The 26290-nt window shown below is 50.3% G+C and carries 26 protein-coding genes; 20 read left to right on the top strand and 6 right to left on the bottom strand.

Annotated elements, in window-relative coordinates; all coding sequences use genetic code 11:
* Positions 1-53: 53 nt before the first annotated feature.
* From JVX88_RS07240 to JVX88_RS07270, 7 genes are all read left to right on the top strand, one after another.
* Positions 54-989 carry a cytochrome c oxidase subunit 3 gene (locus tag JVX88_RS07240; RefSeq protein ID WP_211626663.1) on the top strand — a complete coding sequence of 312 codons (936 nt, stop codon included), beginning with the start codon at positions 54-56 and terminating at the stop codon, positions 987-989.
* Between the two features lie 11 nt (positions 990-1000).
* Positions 1001-1324 (top strand): cytochrome C oxidase subunit IV family protein, encoded by a 324-nt coding sequence (locus JVX88_RS07245; RefSeq protein ID WP_211626664.1) that lies wholly within the window; start codon positions 1001-1003, stop codon positions 1322-1324.
* A 200-nt stretch (positions 1325-1524) separates the two neighbouring features.
* On the top strand, positions 1525-2598 hold the full coding sequence (locus JVX88_RS07250; protein ID WP_211626665.1) for a hypothetical protein: 1074 nt from the start codon (positions 1525-1527) through the stop codon (positions 2596-2598).
* A 2-nt stretch (positions 2599-2600) separates the two neighbouring features.
* Positions 2601-3275, top strand: coding sequence for an ABC transporter ATP-binding protein (locus tag JVX88_RS07255; protein WP_211626666.1), 675 nt, complete (start codon positions 2601-2603; stop codon positions 3273-3275).
* Position 3276: 1 nt separating this feature from the next.
* A complete protein-coding gene (locus JVX88_RS07260) occupies positions 3277-3444 on the top strand; it encodes a hypothetical protein (RefSeq protein ID WP_211626667.1) in 168 nt (55 codons plus the stop codon).
* 103 nt (positions 3445-3547) lie between these two features.
* Complete coding sequence (locus JVX88_RS07265) at positions 3548-4234, top strand: LolA family protein (protein WP_211626668.1); 687 nt, start codon at positions 3548-3550, stop codon at positions 4232-4234.
* A 163-nt stretch (positions 4235-4397) separates the two neighbouring features.
* Entirely contained in the window at positions 4398-5423 is a 1026-nt protein-coding gene (locus JVX88_RS07270) for a radical SAM protein (protein WP_211626669.1), read from the top strand.
* A gap of 457 nt (positions 5424-5880) precedes the next feature.
* Here JVX88_RS07270 and JVX88_RS43905 read toward each other — a convergent pair whose 3' ends face one another.
* Both JVX88_RS43905 and JVX88_RS43910 read right to left on the bottom strand, forming a co-directional pair.
* A complete protein-coding gene (locus JVX88_RS43905) occupies positions 5881-6060 on the bottom strand; it encodes a hypothetical protein (protein ID WP_211626670.1) in 180 nt (59 codons plus the stop codon).
* Positions 6061-6067: 7 nt separating this feature from the next.
* Positions 6068-6526: a phosphotransferase family protein gene (locus JVX88_RS43910; protein WP_211626671.1), complete on the bottom strand. Its 459-nt coding sequence runs from the start codon at positions 6524-6526 to the stop codon at positions 6068-6070.
* A gap of 54 nt (positions 6527-6580) precedes the next feature.
* On the opposite strand from JVX88_RS43910, the gene JVX88_RS07285 reads away from it, so the two are divergent.
* The 6 genes from JVX88_RS07285 to pilQ all read left to right on the top strand — a co-directional run bounded on the left by JVX88_RS07285 (position 6581) and on the right by pilQ (position 13204).
* A complete protein-coding gene (locus JVX88_RS07285) occupies positions 6581-7765 on the top strand; it encodes an acyl-CoA dehydrogenase family protein (protein WP_211626672.1) in 1185 nt (394 codons plus the stop codon).
* Between the two features lie 409 nt (positions 7766-8174).
* The gene (gene pilM, locus JVX88_RS07290) at positions 8175-9227 is read left to right on the top strand and encodes a type IV pilus assembly protein PilM (protein ID WP_211626673.1); all 1053 of its coding nucleotides are present in this window, start codon (positions 8175-8177) and stop codon (positions 9225-9227) included.
* A 2-nt stretch (positions 9228-9229) separates the two neighbouring features.
* Entirely contained in the window at positions 9230-9937 is a 708-nt protein-coding gene (locus JVX88_RS07295; RefSeq protein ID WP_211626674.1) for a PilN domain-containing protein, read from the top strand.
* Between the two features lie 57 nt (positions 9938-9994).
* Positions 9995-10636, top strand: a complete 642-nt coding sequence (locus tag JVX88_RS07300) for a type 4a pilus biogenesis protein PilO (RefSeq protein WP_211626675.1) — start codon at positions 9995-9997, stop codon at positions 10634-10636.
* A 42-nt stretch (positions 10637-10678) separates the two neighbouring features.
* Positions 10679-11416 (top strand): hypothetical protein, encoded by a 738-nt coding sequence (locus tag JVX88_RS07305; protein ID WP_211626676.1) that lies wholly within the window; start codon positions 10679-10681, stop codon positions 11414-11416.
* 96 nt (positions 11417-11512) lie between these two features.
* Positions 11513-13204 (top strand): type IV pilus secretin PilQ, encoded by a 1692-nt coding sequence (pilQ, locus tag JVX88_RS07310; protein ID WP_211626677.1) that lies wholly within the window; start codon positions 11513-11515, stop codon positions 13202-13204.
* A 98-nt stretch (positions 13205-13302) separates the two neighbouring features.
* Here pilQ and JVX88_RS07315 read toward each other — a convergent pair whose 3' ends face one another.
* Positions 13303-14034, bottom strand: coding sequence for an FG-GAP repeat domain-containing protein (locus JVX88_RS07315; protein ID WP_211626678.1), 732 nt, complete (start codon positions 14032-14034; stop codon positions 13303-13305).
* 117 nt (positions 14035-14151) lie between these two features.
* On the opposite strand from JVX88_RS07315, the gene JVX88_RS07320 reads away from it, so the two are divergent.
* Together JVX88_RS07320 and JVX88_RS07325 are read left to right on the top strand one after the other, a co-directional pair.
* Positions 14152-15012 (top strand): AAA family ATPase, encoded by an 861-nt coding sequence (locus JVX88_RS07320; RefSeq protein WP_211626679.1) that lies wholly within the window; start codon positions 14152-14154, stop codon positions 15010-15012.
* Between the two features lie 111 nt (positions 15013-15123).
* Positions 15124-15936 (top strand): hypothetical protein, encoded by an 813-nt coding sequence (locus JVX88_RS07325; RefSeq protein ID WP_211626680.1) that lies wholly within the window; start codon positions 15124-15126, stop codon positions 15934-15936.
* A gap of 2 nt (positions 15937-15938) precedes the next feature.
* Here the strand turns inward: JVX88_RS07325 and JVX88_RS07330 are convergent, their stop codons facing one another.
* Complete coding sequence (locus tag JVX88_RS07330; RefSeq protein ID WP_211626681.1) at positions 15939-17084, bottom strand: CapA family protein; 1146 nt, start codon at positions 17082-17084, stop codon at positions 15939-15941.
* 196 nt (positions 17085-17280) lie between these two features.
* On the opposite strand from JVX88_RS07330, the gene JVX88_RS07335 reads away from it, so the two are divergent.
* Positions 17281-19062 carry a DNA polymerase gene (locus JVX88_RS07335; protein ID WP_211626682.1) on the top strand — a complete coding sequence of 594 codons (1782 nt, stop codon included), beginning with the start codon at positions 17281-17283 and terminating at the stop codon, positions 19060-19062.
* Between the two features lie 27 nt (positions 19063-19089).
* Here JVX88_RS07335 and JVX88_RS07340 read toward each other — a convergent pair whose 3' ends face one another.
* Together JVX88_RS07340 and JVX88_RS07345 are read right to left on the bottom strand one after the other, a co-directional pair.
* Entirely contained in the window at positions 19090-19833 is a 744-nt protein-coding gene (locus tag JVX88_RS07340; protein ID WP_211626683.1) for a zinc ribbon domain-containing protein, read from the bottom strand.
* A 59-nt stretch (positions 19834-19892) separates the two neighbouring features.
* Entirely contained in the window at positions 19893-20420 is a 528-nt protein-coding gene (locus JVX88_RS07345; protein ID WP_211626684.1) for a hypothetical protein, read from the bottom strand.
* A 113-nt stretch (positions 20421-20533) separates the two neighbouring features.
* Here JVX88_RS07345 and JVX88_RS07350 point away from each other — a divergent pair, with 113 nt between their 5' ends.
* Genes JVX88_RS07350 through JVX88_RS07365 form a run of 4 tightly spaced genes read left to right on the top strand, consistent with a single transcriptional unit; the run spans position 20534 to position 26222 of the window.
* Complete coding sequence (locus JVX88_RS07350) at positions 20534-22063, top strand: tetratricopeptide repeat protein (protein ID WP_211626685.1); 1530 nt, start codon at positions 20534-20536, stop codon at positions 22061-22063.
* A gap of 8 nt (positions 22064-22071) precedes the next feature.
* Positions 22072-23151, top strand: a complete 1080-nt coding sequence (locus tag JVX88_RS07355; protein ID WP_211626686.1) for a DNA translocase FtsK — start codon at positions 22072-22074, stop codon at positions 23149-23151.
* 39 nt (positions 23152-23190) lie between these two features.
* Entirely contained in the window at positions 23191-23511 is a 321-nt protein-coding gene (locus JVX88_RS07360) for a ComEA family DNA-binding protein (RefSeq protein ID WP_211626687.1), read from the top strand.
* Positions 23508-26222 (top strand): ComEC/Rec2 family competence protein, encoded by a 2715-nt coding sequence (locus JVX88_RS07365; protein ID WP_211626688.1) that lies wholly within the window; start codon positions 23508-23510, stop codon positions 26220-26222. The genes JVX88_RS07360 and JVX88_RS07365 overlap by 4 nt, the downstream gene beginning before the upstream one ends.
* Positions 26223-26290: the final 68 nt, after the last annotated feature.

Genomic DNA, 26290 nt, shown 5'->3' on the forward strand with positions numbered 1-26290 from the left:
CAAAGGTTTATTTGTATTTGGAACAGCCGGGTTACGGTGAGTAAAAAAAGAAGATGGCGTCACACGCAGATACACATGACCACGCACCCGGGCTGCAGCACCAGTTCGAGGACATGAAGCAGCAAGAAGAGTCGGTATCCATTGGGATGTGGATGTTCCTTGTGCAGGAGATCATGTTCTTCGGCGGGCTGTTTACGGCCTATCTTGTTTTTCGGTCCAGATTCCCTTTAGCGTTTGCGGAAGCAAGTAATCATCTGGACGCGTTCTGGGGCGGATTGAATACACTTGTGCTGATCGTCAGCAGTCTTACGATGGCCCTTACGGTGTTTTACGCACAGCGGGGAAATCGCAATATGCAGGTGATAATGATCCTGCTGACAATGTTCTTCGGGTCAGTGTTCCTTGGTGTAAAGGTCATTGAATATACGGACAAGTACAATAGTGGCCTCGTGCCCGTTACGGGTTGGAACAAAAAGACCAAGGGAGGTGATGTTCAACACGCGGCCGAACCCGTTAAAAGGGATTCAGCTTTTGCAATTCCTCTGATCGAAACGAAGGTTGAGGCAGCAGCCGCAAGTGAAGGCAAGCCCAAACCGCCAAACCCTCGTGGGGAATTTCAGTGGAATTACGGTACGCATGTCGTTGACTATGGGCTCGCCAAGGAAAAGGAGACCGGAAAGCGATATCTTACTGACGCGGAACGCGTTGGGTACTTCACCAACGGAGTATTTGACCCGGACAAGTATCGCGACAAGATCCGTATCTTCTATTACATATATTTTGTAATGACGGGGCTTCATGCTCTTCATATGATCGTCGGCCTTGGGATAATGACTTGGCTGTTGGTCATGGCGTGGCGAAATACTTACAGCGCCGAATATTATGCTCCGGTCGAAATGTCTGGGCTTTATTGGCACTTTGTAGATATTGTTTGGATATTCTTGTTCCCGCTCCTTTATTTGCTGGGACGGCATTTCTTGCATAGTTAGGTGGAAGTCTTATGTCTGATGATCACAACGAGAGCCATATTGGCTTTCCAGGGTATTTAGGGGTTTTTGCCGTGCTGGTGATCGGCACCCTTTTCACGTATTGGTCGTCCTTTTGGGATCTGGACGGAACCCTTTTTCCGGGCGCGAACACATTGTTGGCTCTAGCGATCGCATTTACGAAGATGACCTTCGTTATGCTTTTCTTTATGCATGTTTACTGGAGCCCTAAGCTGATCTGGCTTTCGGCGGTGGCGAGCTTCTTTTGGCTAGCTATAATGTTCGCATACACGATGCAGGATTATTTGACCCGGGGACAGGGAGTTTTTGGGGGCTGATCTTAGTATCGGAGTCGTTTTCTTGCGCGAAAGGTGAGGCATTCCTGCTCTCCCTTTCGCGTATTTCATTGGTTGGGAAATACCAGTTTTGGGTGTTAGAATTTTAAGTTTAACGGGCGAGGGCCCAAGCTCGACCATTTATAGGGACAACAGCAGTTGAGGCAATCGCATCTTTTAGGAGAGGCTCGCCTAATAAAGTTTTGAGAAAGCTTTTATTCATTTTGATCGTAGCTTCAATGTTCGGGTCGGGTTGTATCTCGATCAAGAGTGAGCAGCGCACTCCGACATTGCTTGGCACAGTTCAGGCCTCTCAGGAACAACTGATGGCCGAGGTCAACCGCTATGCCCGAGTCGGTTCAATGAGTGCGAAGATGGACCTCAAATTTGAGGATAATTCATTCGCCCAGTTCGGCAGTAAAGAGGTCTATCGTTCGGCAGACGGCCAAGTAGTTGTTCAACGGCCGGCAAGCATTCTCTTAAAGGTGCAGGTTCCGTTCATTAAATCAGACGTCGCTCAGATGACTTCCGATGGCGAAAGGTTTCGCGTTGCGGTGCTGCAGGCCGGCAACTGCAGCAATTGTAAGAAGTTCGTGATGGGAACTAACAAGGCAGACTACACGGCCCTGCAGAAGAACTTGGATGCGGTGGATGGTGCGATCTCCGGCGACATCAAACAGAACGTCAATGCCTTTTCAAACCTTCGTCCGCAGCATTTCACGGATGCGATGCTTGTTCGTCCTACGAGTGATGAATATCTCTATGCGGTAAGCACCATATTTCAGGAAGAGGAAGACATTCGCGAACCAAAACGATCACAGCTCCGCAAGGTTACGCGTGGCTATTATCTTCTAGACGAATATGCTCGTGCTGCCGAGGGACAGTTGGTGATCGTAAGGCGCTTTTGGTTTGACCGGAATGTAAAGATCCGTCTTGCCCGCCAGCAGATCTTTGATGCACGCGGCGAACTCGAATCTGATATTACTTATGGAATTGAAGGAAAGCTTGGGCCGTCCTCAGACTATGATCGGTTACCTCTGCAGATCCTTGTTACACGTCCGCAGGAACGTTATTCTATGCGGTTGACCTATCAAACCCCGTCAGAGGTCAAGATAGGCAATACTTATCCGGAATCGGCCTTCGTCCTGGAGAATAGTTGGGGCTTGGAGGTTTTGGACCTTGACGCGAAGCTGGCAGAGGTATTGGCAAATCGGCCGCCGTCCGCCAAGCCGGCAGACCGCCCGAATGCAAATAGCTCGACACGATTTCAGCGTTAGATATGGCCGCGATACTTCAGACAGAGGACCTCACAAAGTCCTACAGGATCGGTAAGATCGATGTCCCCGCACTCCGCGGGGTTTCTCTTGCTGTTGAGCGTGGAGAATTTGTTGCGATCATGGGGCCGTCCGGCTGCGGCAAATCCACACTTCTTCATTTGCTGGGCGGGTTGTTGAGTCCTACGAGCGGCTCAATAGTGATCGATGGCGAAGACATTTCGAAGTTATCTGATGCAAAACGCACCGAGATACGCCGACGTAAGATAGGCTTTGTATTCCAACGCTTCAATCTGTTTCCAACGTTGACCGCAGAAGGCAATCTTAAGTTGGCCGAACGTATCCATAGCGGCAATGGTGGGGGCGATGCCGCGGGCAGGCGTGAGGTTTTGCGGCTCTTGAAACTTGAAGATAAAATGCACCACAAGCCGCTCGAAATGTCCGGAGGCGAACAGCAGCGGGTGGCTCTGGCGCGGGCCGTGATAAATAGTCCGGCGATAATATTAGCTGATGAGCCAACCGGCAATTTGGATACGGAGAATTCAGCTATTGTGTTGGATATGTTCAGAAAGCTGAACAAAGAATTCAGCCAGACAATAATAATGATCACGCATAATCCGGAGGCAGCGGCCGTCTGCTCACGAACGATCAGAATGCGGGACGGACGAGTGGACGAATAACGTGAATCTGATCAAGAAATTCATTCTCTGGGAATACAGCCGCGAAACTTCGGTTTACGTTATTTTTTGCCTTGTGATTGTCGCGTTCATCTTTCTGACCCCGAAATCGTGGTTTGAAAAACGAGATCGGCCTGCAACCCGGACAGACGCTATTGCCGTCAAAGAATAGGCGGCTGCTTTGATCTTATTATTAAGTTAAGTGGGGTCAATACCATCGGGACAATTGGGCCTGGCAAATGAAGGAAAGACATTAAAATTCTATTACGATAGATATGGGCATTTATAAATTCGCATACAAGTTCCTATTAATACTCTTAGTCACGACCGTCTTCGGGGCCATAAATGCCGAAGCACAAATAATCCGTGAGATCCTGAACAGGATGGACCGCCACTACAAGGCGCTCAGCTCGCTGCAATCTAACGTTACCCGAACGCAATACAATGCTCAACTGAGGGAGACGGATAACTGGAGCGGAAAGCTTGTAATGGTGCCGGGAAAAGGCAGGGACGTATCCTTTCGTTTGGACTGGACAAGACCGCGCGAAGAGATATTGTCGGTCGCAAAAGGCAAATATCAGCTTTATATTCCGGGGCGTAAGATGGCCTATCGTGGTTCTACGAATTCGCAACGGTCGCGCCAAAGCGGTGGCGGGGCATTGAATATGCTTACGATGTCAGAGGCCGACCTCCGTGCGAATTATGAGGTCAAGTATATTGGGCAGGTCACGCTTGCCGGGACCGAGGTCTGGCACTTACAACTTGATCCGAAAACAAAGCAAGATTTTAAGTTCGCGGAACTTTGGGTAAATTCCGACGGTATGCCGATCCAAGCCCGTATAACAGCACAGAATAATGATACGGATACATTCCAGTTCAGCGCGATACGACGCAACGAAAGGATCAATGCGTCAGTATTTAGCGTCAAGGTTGAAAAGGACACGCAGATCATAGCGCAGTAGGTTTTTTCGAGCTTTCCGGGTAGGCTCCGAGGTGCTGCCTCGGGGCCATTTTCTTGGGTTTGATTATGGCTGGTGCTGGAAATATAATTTTATATTTGTGCAGAAACCTAAAAGACCGGATCTAGCCGTCTGATGGGTTTCGATCGATATTGTAGGTTGTTAAATGCCAAAAGCTAGTTCATTCAGCAGGTTCACTCGCGGTGTTCGCCATACGGTAAGGGCGTTCGCCTCGACAAAACATCCCGTCTTGGTACATATCGTGCCAATGCGGCGGTGTAATTTGTCGTGTACGTACTGCAATGAATACGATAAAACGAGCGATCCGGTACCGATCGATACGATGCTGCAGCGTATTGACAAGCTTGCTGAATTTGGGACTTCGGTCGTTACGATCTCCGGCGGCGAACCGATGATGCACCCGGAGATATACGACGTCATCGCCCGCATTCGCCATCACGGAATGATCGCCGGACTAATATCGAATGGTTACTATTTCCAGGTGGATAAGATCAGGAAACTGAACGAAGCAGGACTTGATTATTTACAGATATCCATCGACAACGTAACTCCCGATGATGTTTCAAAGAAAAGCCTGAAAGTGCTTGACGCAAAGCTTGTAAACTTACGCGACCATGCAAAATTCAAGGTTAATATCAATTCGGTTGTTGGCGGCGGTGTGGCAAATCCGGAAGAGGCTTTGATCATTGCGAATCGCGCGCGAGAACTTGGTTTTTCCTCTACCGTAGGTGTGATACATGATGAGATGGGGCTGAATAAGGGCCTAACCGATCGCGAAAAGGAAGTTTACAGGGAGATCAAGGCAAAGGGAACCCGGTCGTACGCTCGTTGGAATTGGTTTCAGGATGCACTTGTTGATGGCAAGGAATACCAGTGGCGTTGTCGCGCCGGAGCAAGGTATTTGTATGTCGATGAGAATGGAATAGTCAGCTGGTGTTCACAGCAGCGAGGGACACCTGGCATTCCGCTGCTTGAGTACACCCGCGAGGATATGGAACGTGAGTACATCACCGAAAAATGGTGTGCGCCGACGTGTACAATTCAATGTGTTCACCAGGTTGGCCACCTTGACGCATGGCGTGATCCGCAGATATCAATCGGTGATTACAATGACCGTAAGGGAAAACGTCTCAAGAAGGAGACCGTGGCTCAGGTCTTGAGCGTTGATTAACCTTTCCGTCGCCGAATTCGGCCCTATCATCTTTTTCCTGTCTGCCCATCTTCGGTTATTCTTGAAATATGAAATTCAATAGGAACCAGGCTAAAGCCCTGACAAACGCGAAAGAACTGGAATTGTATGATGCTGCTCGTCCGCCGAAGCTTACAAAGCATTCTGCGAAAGACCTCCGTAACCTGGTCAAGCGCAGCCGGACGCTGCGGGATAAGCTAGTTGACGCAAAACGCAAACAAGTTAGATCGAGTGTGTCGAATACCAAAACACGAGGTGCGGCACCGGCAGATCGAAGCCGTGAGAAGGCAGAACTTTTTGCCGAGGTGCACAGTATTTTTGTTGAGAGGCTTGCAAAGGTCGAATCCGGTGAGGCTATGGGAAAAGCAAAGCCGGGAAAGAAGAAGCCTACAAAAACGGATAAGAATATAGAAACAAGGGCTGACCGGACAGGTGTTCGTCAGAAACTTAAAGCGGTAAAGAAGACGGTGAATAAAAATCCAGCATCGCAGAGTTCCGCTTCCGCAACAGCAACCAAACCTGCAAAGGCCAAAGAGAAGAGACCTCTTGCCTCAGCAGCCCGGGTAAGCAAAGCTGCGAAAGCAAATAAAAATACGGCTGGAAGGTCCGCAAAGGCCACATTTGCGTCAAAGGCAGCGACCGATCCGGAGCGAACGGTAATTGAATCGCCACAGGCGGCGGCCCGCAAACCAGATCCGATCGGAAAGGTAGAGCAGGCGCCCCCGGATGATCACGCCATTCTTCTTTTCCATCAAGTAAAATTCTGCGCCAATTACGGATTCATCGTCGCAGAACAGGACCGGCTCCGGAGCAGGCGGATAGGCGAAGGCAAGCCGTGACAACACTTCATACTCACGTTTCATATCGTGGGCAGTCTTTACCGTGTTGCCGAAGGGAGGTCGGCGGAGAACATACTGCGTTGAACCGAGCTGAATCAGATAAGTAAGATTCGAACTGCCGGCAGGGAATTGCAATATATCAAGTTTCGTGAAAGGCGTAGGGATCCTGCTGCGAAGGAATTCTTCCAACGAGCGTGCGTCAAGCTCTTCTCCCGGGCGGGGTATCGTCGCGCTGTCCTTATTCATGATTCATCAAATGTTCGTTCCAATATCCGCGGCCTGTGGTAATCTTTGGCAAATATGGACTTCAATTATTCTGCAAAGTCTGTCGGACTGCAAAAACGTATCGCCGAGTTCATGGATGAGTATGTTTATCCTAACGAACAGAACTTTCAGGGCGAGATAAGCTCTGGGGACCGTTGGCAGCCGGTCGAACTTATCGAGCAACTGAAAGTGAAGGCGAAAGCGGCGGATCTGTGGAATCTCTTCCTGCCAGAAATTTCCGGCTTGTCGAATGTAGATTACGCGCCGCTTGCGGAGATAATGGGTCGCGTAGTTTGGGCAAGTGAGGTCTTTAATTGTTCGGCTCCCGACACGGGAAACATGGAAGTCCTGCACCTCTACGGGACCGAAGAACAGAAGGCGCAATGGCTCGAGCCGCTACTTGCGGGTGAGATACGTTCGTGTTTTGCGATGACGGAGCCTAACGTAGCATCAAGCGATGCGACCAATATTCAGGCGTCTATCATCGCTGATGGCGACGACTATGTTCTAAATGGCCGAAAATGGTGGTCAACGGGCGCTGGCGACCGCCGATGCAAGCTTGTCATATTTATGGGAAAGACCGACCCGGAGGCGCCAAAGCACCAGCAGCAATCGATGGTGCTCGTGCCGATGGATTCCCCCGGCGTCAAGGTCGAACGGCTGTTGAACGTATTCGGTTTTGACGACGCACCAAATGGCCACGCCGAGATCTCATTCACCGATGTTCGCGTTCCGAAGAAGAACATCCTTCTTGGCGAAGGAAAAGGGTTCGAGATCGCGCAGGGACGGCTAGGCCCGGGCCGCGTCCATCACTGCATGCGGCTTATTGGTGCTGCTGAGCGTTCGCTCGAATTGATGAAAGGGCGTGCAAAGGCACGTACCGCATTCGGAAAGCCGATCTCCGAGCAAGGAATTATCCGACAATGGATAGCGCAAGCAAGATGTGAGATAGATCAGGCGCGTCTCCTCGTTTTACGAACCGCATGGCTGATGGATATCGCTGGGAATAAAGCTGCAAAGAAGGAGATCGCAATGATAAAGGCAATAGTTCCCCGAATGGCCCTAAATGTGATTGACCGCACAATTCAGGTATACGGAGGTGCTGGCGTTTCGCAGGAACTTCCGCTTGCTCAGTTTTGGATTTACTCTCGCAGCCTTCGAATCGCAGATGGACCTGACGAAGTCCACATTGAAAGCATCGCCAAGAGCGAACTAGCCTGAACCGCCTTTGTTTAGGGCCCGCAAAGGCTATTGATCAAATTGACAACATTTCTTTCACAAATCGTTCAACATTGTAAAAAAGTGTTGACAGATGTAAATCATTCCTGTAGTTTATTCACTTGACGGTAATAACCGTCTCCCTTCGCCACCCGATGCGAATAAGTTCACTTGAATACAAAAAATGCCGAAACCGATCTTAAGACCGGTTTGTTTTTCGAAACATAGCGGGTGCCTGGCACCTCATTCAGTTGACCTGTCCTGAAAACCCTTCTCGATGCTGTCGGTCAAAAGGTGGCAAGCGAACTTCAAAAGTCCCGGTATCCGCAAACGTTTCGAAAAATAAAAAGGCAGAGAGAATAAAGAGAAGATCATTTCTTGGCGATCCCGCCTCAAGGAGCAAAAAAAGACAATGCTGTTCGGTAAAAAGAAAAGCGTGGCTGGTTTGGATATCGGATCCAGTTCGATAAAGATGGTCGAGCTAAACGGTAAGGCCGACAATCTCAATTTGGTCAGTTTGGGCATTCAGAATCTACCTGCTGACACCATCATTGATGGTCAGATAATGGAGCTGAACACAGTTTCAGATGCGATCCAAAGCGTCTGTAATTCCAGTTCGGTCTCATCAAGCAGCGTCGTTACCGGTGTTAGCGGACATTCCGTGATTATTAAGAATATCGTGCTTCCTCCGATGAGTGCCGAAGAGCTTGAGGAATCGATCGATTGGCACGCAGAGGAGCATATCCCGTACGACCTTGCTGACGTCAGTCTGGATTACCAGATCACTGCGCAGTCTTCGGACGCCACCAACGTGCTTATCGCAGCGTGTAAGCGTGAGCGGATCGAGAATGTTCGCCAGGCCATCCAGTTGGCGGGAAAGGAGCCGGTCGTTATCGATGTCGATACCTTTGCCCTTCAGAATTGCTATGAGCTGAACTATCAGCCGGACGATTCTACGGTGGTCACACTGTTGAACATCGGTGCCTCCACGATGAATGTAAACATCGTAAAAGGCACGCGTTCGCTCTTTACCCGCGATATAACCGTCGGCGGCAGCCAGTTCACGGATGCCATACAGCGCAATCTTGGTTTGAGTTATCAAGATGCCGAGGCCATTAAGCGTGGTGTGCCGGTAGGATCGGACGCGGTCGATGAAAAGGCGATCGAACCGTTGATGAACAACGTTACGGAGATCGTCGCGATGGAAATACAGAAAACATTCGACTTCTATCGTGCCACATCGGAAGACAATCAGACGGTGGTCCAGAAGATCCTGATCTCCGGCGGCGGATCAAAGCTTCAGGGCTTTGCTCAAGACCTTTCAGCCCGATTGGAGCTTCCTGTCGAAGTCTTGAACCCGTTCCGGAACATCACGGTCGATAATCGTAAATTCGATTACGAATACATTAACGACATCATGCCCGAAATGGCCGTAGCCGTCGGTTTGGCAATGAGGGGAGTGTAAAGATGATTAAGGTAAATCTATTAAATTCTGTTACCGAGCGTCAGGGAAGCGCTGTAGCCGCTGTTGACCGAAAGGTTTCAAGCCCGGCGTCACGGCTGTTGTTGCTAACCTTGGCAGTTGGGTTCCTGTTGGCTGCCGTCGTCGGATGGGACGTTATAAGTTCTCATATGGCAAGGAATCGGGCCGAACAAGAAAAGGCTGAACAGCAACAAATACAGAAAGAGCTCGAGGTCGTAATGAAAGAACAGCAGGAGCTGGAACAAAAGATCAAGAACATCGATATGCGTATCGAGGCGATCAAAAAGCTCCGTGCAAATCAGGCCGGTCCGAGTGCTGTTCTCGAAGCAATGCGCGAACGTATCGCGATGGTCCCGGGTCTCTATCTTAAGAGCATTGAACAGTCGGGTGATGTAGTTACTATAACCGGCAACTCACCAGATGAGTCCGTTGTAACTCAATTCGGACGCAGTCTTGAATTTTCGAACGGCCTGTTCTCGAATCTGAATATCGAAACTCGGCGTGAGGAGATGACGAATCAGATGGCTTCCGCACCTGCCTCTGGCGGCGAAGCACCCAAGGTAAATGTCATTAACTTCACGATAAAGACAAACTACACGCCATCAAAGGCACCGAGCCCGGACGCAAATCCCACAACTGCATCTGCTGCACCTAACCAAGGCGGATCCGCGGTCCAGGTAGCAAAGAACTAATCAAGATGCCGCGCATCGCGGCGGACAACGAATTCCCGATACAAGAAGGACACCGAAATGTTAGAGAAACTGAAAAATCTTACGTGGTACTTCCAACTCCTGATCCTTGTCGGCATAGCCTCAGTGCTCTACTTTGCCGTTTGGTACTTCATAACCAGCGAAACGCGCGCGGAGGTAGCAAGGCTAGAGGAAGAGGTGGCTGCACTGAAAGCCAAGAACGAAGCAGCACGCATCGCCACCCAACGCATCAGTGAGTTTCGAGCGATCTATGCCAGCAAGGCCCTTGAATACGAGGAGCTGAAGGTTTTGCTGCCGGAGCAGCGTGAGATAACCAATGTCCTTCAGGGTCTGCAGGATAACGCTAAGGATTCGCGCCTGATCGTTATGAGGTTTTCGCCCCGTGATGATACCCAGCAGGAATCGATAATGGCAAAGCCAGTAGAGGTTGAGGTTGACAGCAATTTTACCAACCTCAGAGCCTTTTTCGACAAGATGGCGAAGCTGCCGCGTATAGTGTCAATATCGGACTTCAAGATCAATCAGCTGGACAAGCAGACAGCGGAAAAGACGCTTCACGCACAATTCCTTCTGACGGCTTATTACGCCGATCCTGAAGCCCTGAATCCTAAGCCGGCCCCTGGAGCACCGGGAGCACCGGGAGCAAAGCCTGCCCCCAATGCGCCGGCCCCTGCAAAGTAAATCTTCTTTTCCAGCGTTCAACTTGACCAAGAGAGAAAGACCATGATCAACATAGCCATGCTACTCAAGAAATCTTCGATCGCTTTCATGACCGCAGGTCTGCTTCTGATTCTCGGGGGCGTCGCGGAAACGGCCGCACAACGCGATCCGTTCATGAAACCCGGCTGGGCAAGGACCAAAGAACCCGGCAAAGTCGGTACTAGAACAGGACCGGCGGGTGAAAAGGCTCCGGAATTTGTTCCCGGCATCCCGTCGATCGAACAACGGATCGAATACTTCAAACGGATCCGCGAAGATGCTGCCGCTAACGGTCAGCCGCTACCGAAAGTAACTAGTGTACTCGCTCTGAATGAGATGCAGGTTACCGGAATCTTTCGAACACCGCGCGGCTATGCGGCAATGGTCGAAGCCACACCTATAAGGCTGACTTACACGATCTATCCGGGCGAACGTTTCTTTGACGGCCAATTGGTCGCCGTGGAGGAGAATCGATTGGTCTTTAGAAAGGTAACAAAGGTCGGGAAGGATAAATTCACGACCACTGTGGAAAACAAACCTCTCAGAAAGTATACGCAGCGTGAACAGATCCAAGGCACTGCACCCGCAGGTTCAGAAACGGCTACGAAGGGCAGCGAACAGCCCGCAGCACCAACCGCCGCTGCTCTTCTTCCTTCAATAGTATCTCCGCTTGATGAGATGAATCGTCAGGCAGGGTCTTCGCCGACGAAGGCCAGCGAGCCGGCAAAGCGTCCCACACGGGTCGCCCGCCGCAAGAACTAGTATCTTTAGCGCGGTGGCACATGCCGGCCGCAATAATGATGAAGCCCATACGTACGGCTAGATGATCAGAGCCGCACATTTTGTAACGGAGGAAACATGAATTCTCTTGAAATATTCAGCGTTAGCGTCCGCAGGACGATGATCGCAGTATTTTTTGTCGCAACATTGGCCGTGGCGGGTATCGGACAGCAGATACAGCCTCGTGACCAGGGCAAACGCTACGGCGACGCCGGGTTTGTCGGTGAACCGATCAACCTGAATGTGGTCGATGCAGATGTACGAGACATACTTAACTACATCACCGAGCAGTACGGGGTGAATTTTGTGATCGACAAGTCGGTCAAGGCAACACCGGTAACGGTGAATGTAAGTGATGTTCCGTGGAATATCGCACTTGATTCGATCCTTCAGGCACAAGAACTCGGCGTGCAAGTAAATGGCACCATCCTTCGCGTGGCAGATTCCAAGATCTTGGCGTCCGAAGGAGAGCTTTATAGGCTTCGCCGCGACAACCAGCTTGACACGGCTCCGCTATATACAGAGTTTGTAAGGCTGAATTACGCACGTGCTAAAGGAGCTTTAGCTCGGGGATTTGCCTCATCCGGAACTCCCTCCGATGCGGGTGCACGCAATGTTGATGCGTCTTTTTCGGCTCCGCGTGCAGGGTTGCCGAACTTTGGCGGAACCGGAGCTCAAGCATCCGGCGGGCAAACCGATGCCGGCATTCTCCCCATAATCCAGCGCAGACTTTCACGCCGTGGATCGGTCGAAGTAGATGAGCGAAGCAATTCGTTGATCATCACAGATGTACGAGAGAATGTTGCTGCTATAAAGGAACTCATCGCGATACTCGACCAGCCTGAACCGCAGGTCGAGATCGAGGCACGCATCGTAGTCGCGACCCGCAATTTTAGCCGCGATATCGGTGTTCAGTTGAACGGAATGGTATTTGGCCCCCGCGGTAGCGGTGCCCAGGGCGGCACCCTCGATAGCGCACCATCTGCCCAGCCTTTCCCACCAAGTCTCCCGACACAGGGCCCGGACGGCAGTCTTCTTTCAAGCATTCCGAATACCGTCATAGGCTTAACGACCGGCGTATTTGGTACAGCTCAGATAAATATGCTTATCTCTGCCGGTGAACAAAAAGGCCAGGCAAAGATAATCGCCACGCCGCGAGTAACTGCCCTGAACAATCAGAAGGCAAAGATCGAAAGCAAGACCCAGATACCGATCCAAACTATTCAGCCCAGCCAGGGCGGTGGTGATCCGATCGTAACAACTACATACGTTGACGTTCCGTTAAAGCTCGAGATAACACCGCAGATAACTGATGTTGGCACGGTCGTTCTTGAGGTTCTTGCAGAGAATGCGTCAACGGCGGCGATCGTTTCAGGTGCTCCGCCGGCGATCAATTCCCAGGTTATGGAATCGCAAGTTACGGTGCCCGATGGTGGAACGACGGTCGTAGGCGGCGTACTTTTTGACGATGAAAGGGAGAACCAAAACCGGACGCCAGGACTTTCAAAGATCCCGATCCTTGGTAATCTTTTCAAGAGGAAAGGAGTTCAGCGTAATACGAACGAGATCCTTTTCTTCATCACACCAAGGATATATCGTCCGGATTATGCGACTACAACGGGTTCTTCAGGGCGTCCCGCGTCAGGTACGGTGATACAACCGGTTCCGATGGGCAATCCGCCATCGAATTCAGTACCGAATCCGGCGCCGCCCCCAACACAGCCGATGCCTGTGGTTCAACCGAGCAGTGCTGCTCCGGTCAAACCGTAAGTCAATGGTGAAGTGTTAGATCAGATGTTTCCTTTGTTTTTAGTAACTGCCACAGATCTTTTCGGTCTGTGGCAGTTTTGTTCCTAGTGAAGAGATGATCAGGGCAAACTGGGAATATATCCGGACGCAACCGGCTTGTCTCCTGAAAGCCCGAAGTTAGCGATCGCTACGTTGCCATCGGAACTTCTCAGGATAAACCAAGTTCCATCACGAAATATCGCAACGTCAGTTCTGCCGTCACCGTCGTAGTCAGCAGGTGCTGGTGTGTCGGTCGCGATCCCGAAAGGTCCGCCCGTATATCCGTCGGTTGATCTAAGCAGATACCAAAAGCCTTCCGATGGACGATAAAGAGCGGGGTCTGCTTTTCCGTCACCGTCATAATCGCCCTGAACGGGCTTGTCTCCGGCGAGGCCGAACGGAAAGATCGTGAAGCCGCCGTCGGTGCTTCGCCAAATGAACCAAACACCTTCGGAAGGCCGATAGATCGCAACGTCCGTTTTTCCATCTGCATCATAATCAGCCTGGACTGGAATATCACCGGCGAGCCCGAAGCTCCGAATATCATATCCGCTGTCCGAGCTGCGATAGATATACCAAGTTCGGTCCGATGGCCGCCACACCGCAAAGTCGGCCTTCAGATCACCATCAAAATCGCCCGGAACCGGCACATCGCCGACAGATCCCCAAGGAGCAGCAATAAAACCGCCCGACGACCTTGCTACATACCAAAAGCCCACCGATGGCCGAAAAACCGCAAGATCGGTCTTGCCGTCGCCGTCATAATCACCCGGTACCATTATGTCGCCTGCCTGGCCGAATTGGTTCGACACAAAAACACCATCACTCGAATTCTGCGAGACCCAAACACCGTTTGATGGGCGAAATATAGCAAAATCGCTTTTGTCGTCGGTATCAAACAGGCGGAACTAGAGGCAGCGATCTCTGCGGTGGCCATAGCGCGCCAAACAGCTGACACGGCCGCGGCTGATTTGTCAGAGTTAAATCGCAAAGCTGCAGAGGCGATGAATGAACGGTCAAGCGTAGACGTGCAAAAGACCGAAGCCGTAACCGAATATAAGAATTTAGCTGAGAATTGTGAGCACGAGCTTGGAATTACTCTAAACGAGCTATCTGCAGACACGCAGTTAGCAGACGATTTTGTGCTGGATGAGGCTCGCGTCCGTGTAAATGAACTCAGGGAGCGTCTTGAGAACTTCGGTGCGATAAATATGCTCGCCGTAGAAGAGCTTGCCGAGGCTGAAGAACGCCTTCTTTTCCTTTCTTCACAGCGACAGGACATCATTGACAGCATCGCATCAGCGGAAGAGGCTCTGCGTGAGATCAAAGACCGCTCACGCGAACGATTTAGGACAGCGTTCGAGGCGATCAATGAAAACTTCCGGATGTTCTTTAGTGAGCTTTTCGGCGGCGGAAATGGTGAGATGTCACTACTGGAAGCTGACGATCTTCTTGAAGCAGGCATTGAAGTGATCGCTCAACCGCCCGGCAAACGGCTCCAGAATATTCAACTCTTATCAGGCGGTGAAAAGGCGATGACGGCCATTGCATTGGTACTCGCGATCTTTAAGTACCGTCCGTCGCCGTTTTGCTTGTTGGACGAAGTCGATGCTCCTCTTGACGATGCGAATGTAGGCCGGTTTGTTACAAAGATCGCCGATATGTCAGAAAAGACACAATTCATCGTCATTACCCACAATAAACGAACTATGGAAGCTGCGCGTGCCCTTTATGGGGTAACAATGCAGGAAGCAGGCGTATCGAAAGTTGTTTCGGTCCGCTTTGAGTAGCTCATATTTCTTTGGAACTCGTCGTCAAACCGAGGGCTCTACTAAAGCATCTGAGTTCTTCAGGGCTGTATGTTATATTTTGTATTTCGCCCTTTTTGTATTTCATACACAATGAGCAGGTCACTTTTAATTACATTTTTTCTCGCAACGGTAATAGCCACAAGCCCTAATTCGGTCGTGGCCCAGCGCAAAAACAGTAAGCCTGGTGTCGAGGCAAAAACGGTAGTACAAAACACCCCCGAGCCTACTCAATCCGAAAGTAAAGACAGAACTTCGGAGTCTCCAGTTAAGAAGAATGATCGGATCCAGAGTTCAACCAGCAATCCGCCGACCGTGGTTCAGCAGAGATTTACTCATATTTATGAATTCTCACAACCTGACTTTGTTGTTTCAAAGATCTATATTCGCCACGATGACAATGGAAAAGGGGAAATAGAGTTCAGAAGAAAAGGAAATGATGAATCGTTTACCGACCCGGTAGAGCTCACACCAGTTACGCTCTCAAAGATATCGGCCGCGCTTGCCGAACTAAACTTTCTTGATTCGAAAGAGGATTATCAATACAACAAGGACTTTTCTCATCTGGGAACGATGAAGTTCACCCTCAGCCGAGACGAGCGTACCCGCACGGTCGAATTCAATTGGACATCAAACAAGAATGCCAAAGCCCTGATGGACGAATACCGAAGGATCGGATTTCAGTACATCTGGATATTCGACGTTACCGTTGCCTGTGAGAATCAACCTCTTGATACGCCACGCCTAATGAATACCCTTGAAAGCTATTTACGCCGAGGAGAGATCTCCGATCCGCCCCAGATGGTCCCAGTCCTGACAAAACTCTCTGAAAACGAACGCCTTCCGCTGATCGCAAGAAATCACGCCGAAAGGCTGATCAAGCAGATAAACAAACAGGCAAAATAGTGCTATCGCTTTGTGATCTTCCCATCATCGGCGATCTTTGGAGCATTTGGACCAAAATCGGCGACAGAAAGCGAGCGTATTTTTTTGATCGCTTCTCCACTTGGGTCAAGAATAGGTATGCCGCGGCCTTCCTGACGGCCTGCATGGATCTTTCCACCAAGAAAACTACCGTCGCGGGCAAGTTCCACCTCAAGTATCGCAGTAAGAGCAGTTTCGGCCTCAAGCCTGAACCAGCCATAAGTTGCGAAATTACCGAGACTATATGCAATTAGGCGATCCTTGTAGATCTCCATTCCGCGAAGAACGTGGGGGCCGTGGCCCAGCACAAGATCGGCTCCGGCATCGATCACGGTTCGAGAGAATAAGGGAAGATTGCCGCGTAACTCTCCAAAATATGTCTCGACTCGATTTGGAACGTTCTGGCTATCGGTGCCTTCCGCACCGCCGTGAAACGACACAACAACTATATCGGCATTCTTATCGGCCTCCAATACCAACCGTCTTGCCCCGGCAAGATCGTTCACGTTCGGCACAACATTATTGTGTGCAAATCCTATAAAGGCAATCTTCAAACCATTTACTTCCAAATAAGCCGTAGAGAATCGAATTTTGTCACTTCCGGCATGTTTAATACCCAATTCATCCAGTGTGCGTCGCGTACTTTCTGCACCCGCTGCACCAAAATCCAGCGCATGATTGTTAGCAAGACTCAATATATCGAAACCTGCATCTTTGAGATATTTTCCATACCTCGTTGGCATCCTGAATGCGAAACATCTTATAGGCTGACCCGGCTTTGGCTCGCGGCATTTTGTAGAAGTTCCGCCATCTGTCATCGGGCCCTCGAGGTTGCCGAAGGCAATGTCCGCCGATCGCAGTATCGGAGCTACCTCTTTTAGGAGGTCAGCCCCGTCATTGGGAGGCATTCGGGAATCGTTCGGGAACGGCGAACCAAGCATTATGTCGCCAACAGCCGCGATGGTGATAGTTTCCTTATTTGACGGGGAGGGCATAGGCGAGGCTGCGGTTTCCACGAAATGAATTGGCTCGATCGGGCGTTTGCCGAGAGCCTGGCAGCCCGAGAACGACAAAAGCAAGGGCACGAAAAGAACAGATCCAAATGATATATATTGGGCAAAACGTTTCATGATCAGATTTCAATAGCCATCAGATATGATGCCTGATAAGGGGTTTTTGATGACCGATCCGCGTAACATCGGGAAATCGCTACGCGTTTTGATTATATCGCGAACACCAAATTACTGGAATGATCAATCTCCAGTGTGGCGACGTGACTTGGGCAATCGTAATACAACCCTTACAATCTAAATCCTGCGTTGAGATATGGAAGTCTATTACCAGCTTATTAGATCGGACCAGGAACTTTCCCGTGCATGTGAAGAACTGTCTCAATCAAATGTTCTAGGCCTCGACACGGAGACCTCGGAACTCGACCCCAGAGATGGCATTTTGAGGCTTTTGCAGCTAAGTAATGGCGAACAGACCTACGTATTCGACCTGTTAGCTTTTGCCGAAATGGGTGATCTTCGGTCAAACAAAGCACTAGCTCCGCTTCGTGACCTTCTAGCGAACGATAGGCAGATAAAGGTCTTACACAATGCAAAATTTGATGCTAAATGGATCTCCCATCATCTCGGATGCGAGCTGGGCAAATGTTTCGATACTTACCTTGCAAGTATTTTGATAGCCGCCGGCGGTTCGGACCGCCGACATTCGCTCGCTGACGTGGCCCAATTCTTCACCGGTATTGAACTTGATAAAACTGAACAGGTGAGCGATTGGACTCAGAGGGATTTGAGCGCCTCTCAGATAGAGTATGCGGCGCGCGATGCCAAGATCCTTTTGCCGCTTTATGAGCAGATGGCCGAACGGCTGAGGAACGATGGACTGGAAAAAGCGGCGGAGATCGAATTCAGTTGTGTCACTCCCATAGCAGAGATGGAACTTGCAGGCTTTTTCCTTGATCGCGAGCGCTGGCTGGGCCAATTGGAGCGCGTTCAATTATCCCGAAATGCCGTTTCAGAGGATCTACAGGAAATGCTCTCTGCAGGGGTTTCACAGAATAGCCTTTTCGGTAGGGCAGAGATCAATCTTGACTCTCAACCTCAGGTGGCAACAGCGTTAGCGAATATCGGTGTTCCGATCCAGGACACAACAAAAGCATGGCAGCTTCAGCCTTTAGCAGAGAAATACCCTGTTATTGATAAGCTGCTTCAATACCGAGCGATCCAGAAAGCGATCACAAGTTATGGGGAGAACATTCTTGAATATGTTAATGATGAGACGGGGCGGATCCACGCAGATTTTCGGCAGATCGGAGCTCCGACCGGAAGATTCTCCTGCTCCAATCCGAACTTGCAGCAGATCCCGCATGACGATGCGTATCGAAGATGTTTTCGTGCCGAGCCCGGAAACAAATTGATCGTTGCAGATTATTCGCAAATTGAACTGCGGATACTTGCGGAATTTTCTGGTGATCCTCAGTTCATCGATTCATTCGTTTCGGGGAAGGACCTTCACAGCATGACTGCTGCACAGGTTTTTGGCGTAGAACAAGACGCCGTAACTCCGGATCAGCGCTCCTTTGCAAAGCGCTTGAACTTCGGTATTGTTTATGGCGTCGGTGCTTCCCGCTTCGGTATGATGACCGGACTTTCCACTTCGGAAGCAGAGAACATGATGCGGCGCTACTTCGGAACATTCCGTATGCTCGACGCCTATCTCCGCGAATCAGGCTCGACAGTGATCAAAGATCGGATCGCCAGGACCGCCAGCGGCCGGATGTTGAAATTGACGTTTGATGAGAACGACAAGCAGCAGGTTGGAGCGGCCCGTCGATACGGAGTCAATATGCCGATTCAAGGCACGTCTGCAGATATCTTGAAGCGCGCTCTGAGGCTGTTCCACGACCAGATCGCCGGAACCTCGGCGAAAATAGTCAATACTGTTCATGATGAGATCGTTGCAGAATGCCGTGTAGATGAAGCAAAAACAGTAAGCGAAATACTGCGGAACACGATGGTGCAAGCAGGCACGGAATTCATAAAGAAAACCCCGATCGCTGTAGAGATCAGGGTTTCAGACGACTGGTCAAAATCAAATTAGCTTGCAGCATTCATCAGCAGGAGTTCTCTATGCCACGCTCTCATTGCTAGCAGCCATTGACCCCTCCACGGGAACGTAAAGTATTCGCGTACAGCTCTCGCAATTAACGATCGAATTCATTCGTCTAACTTCCAACATCATTTGCGGCCGCAGGGACATAAAGCATGCAGAACATGATTCGTTCACCACTGCAGCTACTGCGATACCGTCCCGACTTCGCTGAACAAGTCTGTTATAGACAGCCGCAAGTTGCGGCCCGATGGTAGCAAACATCTGCTCACGCTTTGCAGACTCGCTCTCAAACTCCCCGCGGGCTGATTCAACCTCGGAATCGAAACTCGAGAGAGCATCATCGCGGTTCAGATCGTGGCTGTTTATTTCATCGGCACGTTCTTCAAGTTCTTTTTCAACTGCCTCAATGGCCTCCATTTTATCGACCAGCTGGGTTTCGAGTTGAGAGATCTGTTTTTGAAGGGTGTCTATTTCCCGCATTGAGGTCTCATACTCTTTCTGATTCTGCGCGTGCTTTAGGTTACGTTCTGCCCTTTCACGATGGACGTTATGATCTGAGATTTGCCGTTCAAGCGAAACACGCTCGGCCTTCAACGATTCAAAACGGTCTTTGACCTCTCTAATTGAAGAAGCGTGCTGGTCAAACTCCCGTTCGATCTCAGCACGCCTGTCGGTTGCGGTATCAATTATTCGTTTTAGCCGCCGTAAATTGGAATCGGTAACTTGTAATTCGATTAGTTTCTCAAGATCCTCTCGCACTTTGATAACTCTCCTCGCAAATAAGGTCAAACTTTTATTGTATTACGCTTATACCTTGATTACAATCCTTCGGCCCTTCGCATTTGCGGATCGAGGATACGAAATTGTTCTTCAATGGCTACCTCATCGAATGGTTCGCTCGGTCTCTCATCCTCGAACACGAACCAGATCGGCTCCGCCTGTGCCTTTATCAGTCCCAACTCAACCCCTGCATTTGGGATCCCAAAGTGTCTAATTCGCCCAAATGCCAGGGCACCGCCACGCATAAAACCATCATTTGGTGTTCGCGTCCAACCGGCCTCCAGCGAGAGACATCTAACCCCTTGTCGAAAGTTGAAAAGAACACCGGTCAGTGACGCACGAAAGAGGTCAAATTTATGTGGATCCACGCGCTCTATATCCACACCCACGCAGCGAACAGAGATCGCGATCATTTTCTTTGCAAGGATATCGATCGCCAAATCACGGATACTGTCGTTGCGCATCCTGAGTTCAAGGTAATCTGCAACGTCGGTGCGCCCTTCGGCGATCGCCTGCAGACGGGCTTTTTCGATCTGCAGGGACCAAAATCTCTCCAAGTCTTTCATTCACTTCGAGGATAGACCTTGTGCCCACAGGAACGCAACAATATGCTAAGATTCACTGGATAACTAAACCAGAGGGATCATCGGCCGATAAGGTCAATTTCCGCAGTTTGTGTATGAGACCAATTTTGATCATATTGATCGTTATAATTTCGGCCGTGCCGACCATTTCTCAAAGAGCAACCAGTTCGCCAAGACCAAAACCGGTAGTAGCGAAACCACCCGCGACGCCAACTCCTGCGCCGACGCCTGACGAAAACACCGAGTTTGAAGCAGCCCGGAAAATTGAAGATGCTTCGGAACGAGCAGCGCGCTTGAAGCAGTTTCTTGAGAACTTTCCGGATACAAATAAAAGAACTGCCGCCCTCGAACTTCTCACCGTTGCCTTAGCTGATTCAGCAGATCTGGCATTGCGCGGAGGAAATGCTGCCCGTGCGGTGGAGTTGTTAGAAGAAGCCGTCGACAGGGCACCTGACCCGATCAGCAGCAGATTGTTCTCTGAAGTCCTAGTGAAGTTCCCTGACCTACTCTTCGTAAACAATGAGCGGACGGCAGCATTGAAGCTGGCAACATCGATCGAAAGGCGCGCGGCAGACAACCCTCGTTACCTCTTACAGATAACGTCGTTTTATGTTTCCATCGAGGATTCCGAAGGGGCGTTGCGAACAGCGAGAGCAGCGAGTGAGATGGACCCCGCTTCGCCTCTTGCCCACCAGATGCTGGGGCTGGCCCATCGTCTGAACTTTGATCTTGATTCGGCCGCGGCTTCGTATGCTAAAGCGCTTGAGCTTGCCCCGGACTCACGGTCCTCTTCTCAGAATCTTGCGGATATCAAACGGGCTCTCGGTAAGCCAATTGAAGCGTTGGAGATTTACGATAGGCTCATCGCTTCTGACAAAAACGACGCTGCGGCACGTGCGGGCCGAGTGCTCGCCCTATTCGATCTTGGCAGAAAGGGAGAGGCTGAGGCCGCATTTGATGAGACTCTAAAGCTTGCTCCAGGAAACATCGCCCTGATCGGAAATGTTGCCTATTGGTATGCCGCTAATGGTGATGCCGCAAATGCGATCCTCCACGCAGAGGAAGCGATAGATCTCGAACCCAGATACGTTTGGTCACATCTCGCACTCGGACGCGCGCTTATGATGCAAGGCAGGTTTGCCGATGCCGAAAAGGTATTGACCGCGACCAGAAGGTTTGGACGTTTCCCGACACTTGAGTACGAGATCGCAAAGGCTCGCATCGCACTAGGATTCTATCGCGATGCGTTGGAGGATGTCCGGAATGTTTTCGACATTGACAACGGTAATATCTCCGCCGCTCTAGGCGGTCGTGTGAGGCGAACCGACCGTAGCTTCGCACAGCTTCTTGCAGACGAACGCCGTGCAAGCATATTCGAACCTAAAAGCTCCACTGAAGATGACCTAGATGCCCAACTAGCACGTTTGCTTGCATTTGATAAAGCATTAAAAGTCGGCGACGCCAAGTCTGTCGAATCCACCGGACGCGAATTAGCCGCCGGTACCGACCCAATGCGTCTCTACCGAGTGCTTTTTACGGCAAATGTCTTATTGGATAAAAGGCTCCTCCCCGAAGTAGCCCTAGACATAGTGCAAACCGCGTCTTCGATTCTGAATCTAAATTAACGCTCGCATTGGGCAAGACCATTGATGGATTGAATTACGTTACCGATCTTGCAAAGATGCCGCATCTGCTTATTGCCGGTGCGACCGGTGCCGGAAAATCCGTGGGCGTAAATTCCCTTGTCGTTTCGATCCTGTACAAGGCAAAACCCGAAGAGGTCAAATTCATTATGGTCGATCCAAAACGGCTTGAACTTGGGCTCTATGCGGACATTCCTCATCTCGCAACACCGATAATAACCGATCCGAAGCGTGCTGCAATTTCCTTAAAGTGGGCTGTCAGCGAAATGGAGCGGCGTTATAGAGATCTTGCCGGATACGGTGTTAGAAATATCGACGGCTATAACCAGAAAGCTCGCCAGATGAACCGTGACGAAAGATGGGATGAGAACGGTGAACCCCACCGGATATTGCCATACATCGTTATCATTATCGATGAGCTTGCCGATCTAATGATGGTCAGCGGTAAAGAAGTTGAGGATTCGATCACGCGACTTGCTCAAATGGCTCGTGCGGTCGGCATTCATCTGGTACTGGCAACTCAGAGGCCCTCCGTTGATGTTATTACAGGATTGATAAAAGCCAATTTTCCGGCTCGCATTTCATTCAGAGTTTCCTCAAAGGTAGATTCGCGAACCATTATTGATTCCAACGGCGCAGAGAATCTTCTTGGCCGCGGTGATATGCTCTTCCTGCCTCCGGCGAGTTCTAAAGTTATTCGGGTCCATGGAGCCTTTGTGGATGAACAGGAGATCGGCCGGGTCGTCGAGCATGTAAAGTCACAGGGACGCCCGGAATACGATGTTTCGATAACCCAGAACGACGAAGAAACCGCCGGTGATGATGATCTGCCGGGACGCCGCGACCCGCTATTCTGGGACGCTTTGAAATGTGTGGTACACGCGAAGCGGGGCTCGACGTCGCTCCTGCAAAGACACCTCAGGATAGGTTATGGACGTGCCGCCGCGATACTGGATGCAATGGTCAAGGAAGGCTACATCGGTGAAATGGACGGATCTACGCGGGCCCGTCCGGTGCTTCAAAAGGCATACGAAGACCTCCAGGACATTTCAGAGATGGGCAGCCAATGATCCCATTCTTGGTGGTTGTTCTTAAATTATTGCAGGTTAATGAGAACTCTTTTTCCCACGATTCGGTTGTTCGTAATGTGTGCGGTCTGCGCTGTATTCGCCTGCAGCTCAGAACCTGGTCAGTTTGCGGATATCGAAGCTCTTGAGAAAGCTGAATCATCGCGCCCACTGATAAATATCAATGCGGCTGATGCCGATGAGCTGATGCGGCTGCCGAACGTCGGAACCGCGATGGCAAAAAGAATAATCGAACATCGCGAACAGTACGGGCCCTTTCGACGTCCCGAGGACCTGATGCAGGTACGCGGCATTAGCGACGAGCGTTTCCGCCGGATCCGTCATCTGATCCGCACTGAATGACCCAAATCCGCCAGCCATTTTTACAAACTTCGTATCCGGCCGCCTGGCTGGCATTGGCTTTTGCGGCGGGCATCGCCATCGCAGGGGCTTTCGCTCCGGAAAGATACTTTAGTTTTTTTGACGCCGGAGAAAAGATGATCCCGGTTTCTCTCTTTCCGGCGATCTTGACGGTTCTTGCGGCCTACTTCATTCACCGCAGATCTTGGCTATTGTTATTGTTCATGCCTATGTTCTTGTTCGTCGGGATGTGGTGTTTCTTTTACGGGGAAACATCCATCGCCGAACATCGAATAAAGCGTATATATGATGAGGGGCGTATAACTTCCGGCGACCCCGTAAAAATAGAAGGAAGGTTGATCGGAGGTGAGGAGCCGGCCCCGAACGGGTTTTTCTTCTTGATGAGCACGAGTGCTCTAACGTACAAGAATGAGGCGTTCCCAGTAACAGGAAACGTACGACTTTTTGTGCCGCTGAACAGTGCTGAGGCAGCTGCGGATCTCGATCAACTAAGATTAAGACACGGAACATCCATCCGCGTGGCTTCATCATTGGATCGTGAAGAACGCTATCTAAATCCCGGCATTATACGGCGCACCGAAATTCTCGATCGTCAAGGTATTGATGCCACGGGAGTTGTGAAAAGCCCTTTGTTGATCGAGGTGATCCGTGAATCTTCCGCATGGGAGCCGCTTCAGTATTTTTACAGTTTTCGCAGATACGCGATCGCAACCGCACAACAACATTTTTCTCCTCGTGTTACCGGCGTATTGATCGCGGTAATGCTCGGCGACAAGTATTTCCTTGACCGCGATACATCTGAGGCATTTCGTCGCGGCGGCACATTTCATATCTTGGTGATCTCTGGGCTACACATTACATTCATCGCCGGAATAGTGCTTCTTATCGTTACACGGTTTACGAGCAGTAGATGGCTTCAATTCATTTTGGCCACCGTCATCATTTGGAGCTACACGCTTGCGGTCGGAGCGGAACCGCCGGCCGTAAGAGCAAGCCTGATGTTCACATTGCTTCTTTTGGGATTTGCATTATATCGGACTGCGAATCCGGTGAATATTCTCGGTGCTTGTGTGTTGATCCTGCTCGCATGGAAGCCGGCAAGTCTCTTCGATCCTTCATTCCAATTAACAGTTGTCAGCATTTCGGCGATCATAGTTATGGGCCTTCCTCTTATCTATAAGCTTCGATCGATCGGGAGATGGATGCCGAGTCCAAGCCGGCCTTTTCCTCCGAACTTGCCAGTCTGGCTCAAAAGGCTTTGTGAAACGATCTACTGGCAGGACGCAGCTTGGGAGATCGAAAGCCGAAGAAATCTCTGGTCTGCAAACTTGTTCAAATCACCGTTGATAAGAATCAAAGGACTATTCATTCGTCGGATGATCTCGATCATATTCGATGGAATGATCGTCTCGGCGTCGGTGCAAATATGGATGCTTCCTTTACTTGCATATTATTTTCATCGTGTCCCGATCGGGTCGGTTCTCTTGAATCTGTTGGTCGGACCGCTGGTAGCGTTGATGTCACTGACCTCCTTGAGCTCGATGTTTATTACTCAACTAAGTCCCCATCTCGCATCACCTTTAGTCGGTTTTACAGAATTCACCGGTTGGGTGTTGTTCGGTTCGATGGATCTTGTTTCAAGTTGGGGCTCTGGCAGTACAAGGCTCTCACTTCTTTCTCCGGATCTTAGATGGATTTATCCACTTTACCTATTTTTGATAGTTCTGGGCTCAGTATTGATCTATAGATGGGAACCATTCAAGACCGGTCAACGGAACATCGTTTTTCGAAGCTCAACTTTCATCAGCCTGACGATATGTATGTTGGTGATAGGCTCTTTGATAATTTTGCATCCGTTCAGTGCACCTCGGCCAGATGGAAAACTGAGTATCGATATTCTTGATGTTGGCCAAGGCGATTCTGCATTCATAATTTTTCCGAACGGAGAAACGATGCTCATCGATGGCGGCGGTCGAATCAATTACTCCGATGAAGATAGCGGCGAGTTCGTTCCTGACCTGGCACGTGTGGGCGAGATGGTCGTCTCTGAATTTCTCTGGGAACGAGGGCTTTCGCGGATAGATCATATCGTTGCTTCGCATGCTGATGCGGACCACATCCAGGGACTGGCCGATGTTGCCCGCAACTTTAGACTCGGTAGGGCATACTTTGCGTCAGTTCAGGGCGAAAGCGCTGATTTTGCTGCACTGAGAAACACTCTTTCAGGTACTTCAGTTCCGATCGAGTATCTTCAGGCCGGAGATAGTTTTACGATCGGAGGTGTACGTATCGATGTGCTCTATCCAGGCTCGACCGACTCCGAACTCAGCGAAAATGATCGTTCTTTGGTATTACTTCTTAGCTATGGCGATCGGAAGATCCTGTTCACCGGCGACATTGAGGCTGAAGCAGAAAGAAGGCTTCTCAGCCGTAACATTCTAGGCAAGGCGGATATCGTAAAGGTCGCACATCACGGAAGCCGGACCTCCTCGCTCCAGAAATTCGTTGATGTAACAAACCCGGAATATGCGATCATCCCGGTCGGAAGGCGATCGCAATTTGGTCATCCTCATGAAGAGGTCATCTCACGCTGGCAGAACGCCGGAGCGCACGTGTTGACCACGGGGCGAAAAGGAACGGTCACCATTCAAACTGACGGTGAAACGATCGCCGTATCAACATTCATTGAATAGAAATGCCGCGGCAATCGAGGGTTTTGCGTCACATGACGCTAACCTTTTCCGATCAGCCGCAGCATACT

It is taken from the genome of Leptolyngbya sp. 7M (assembly GCF_018128485.1).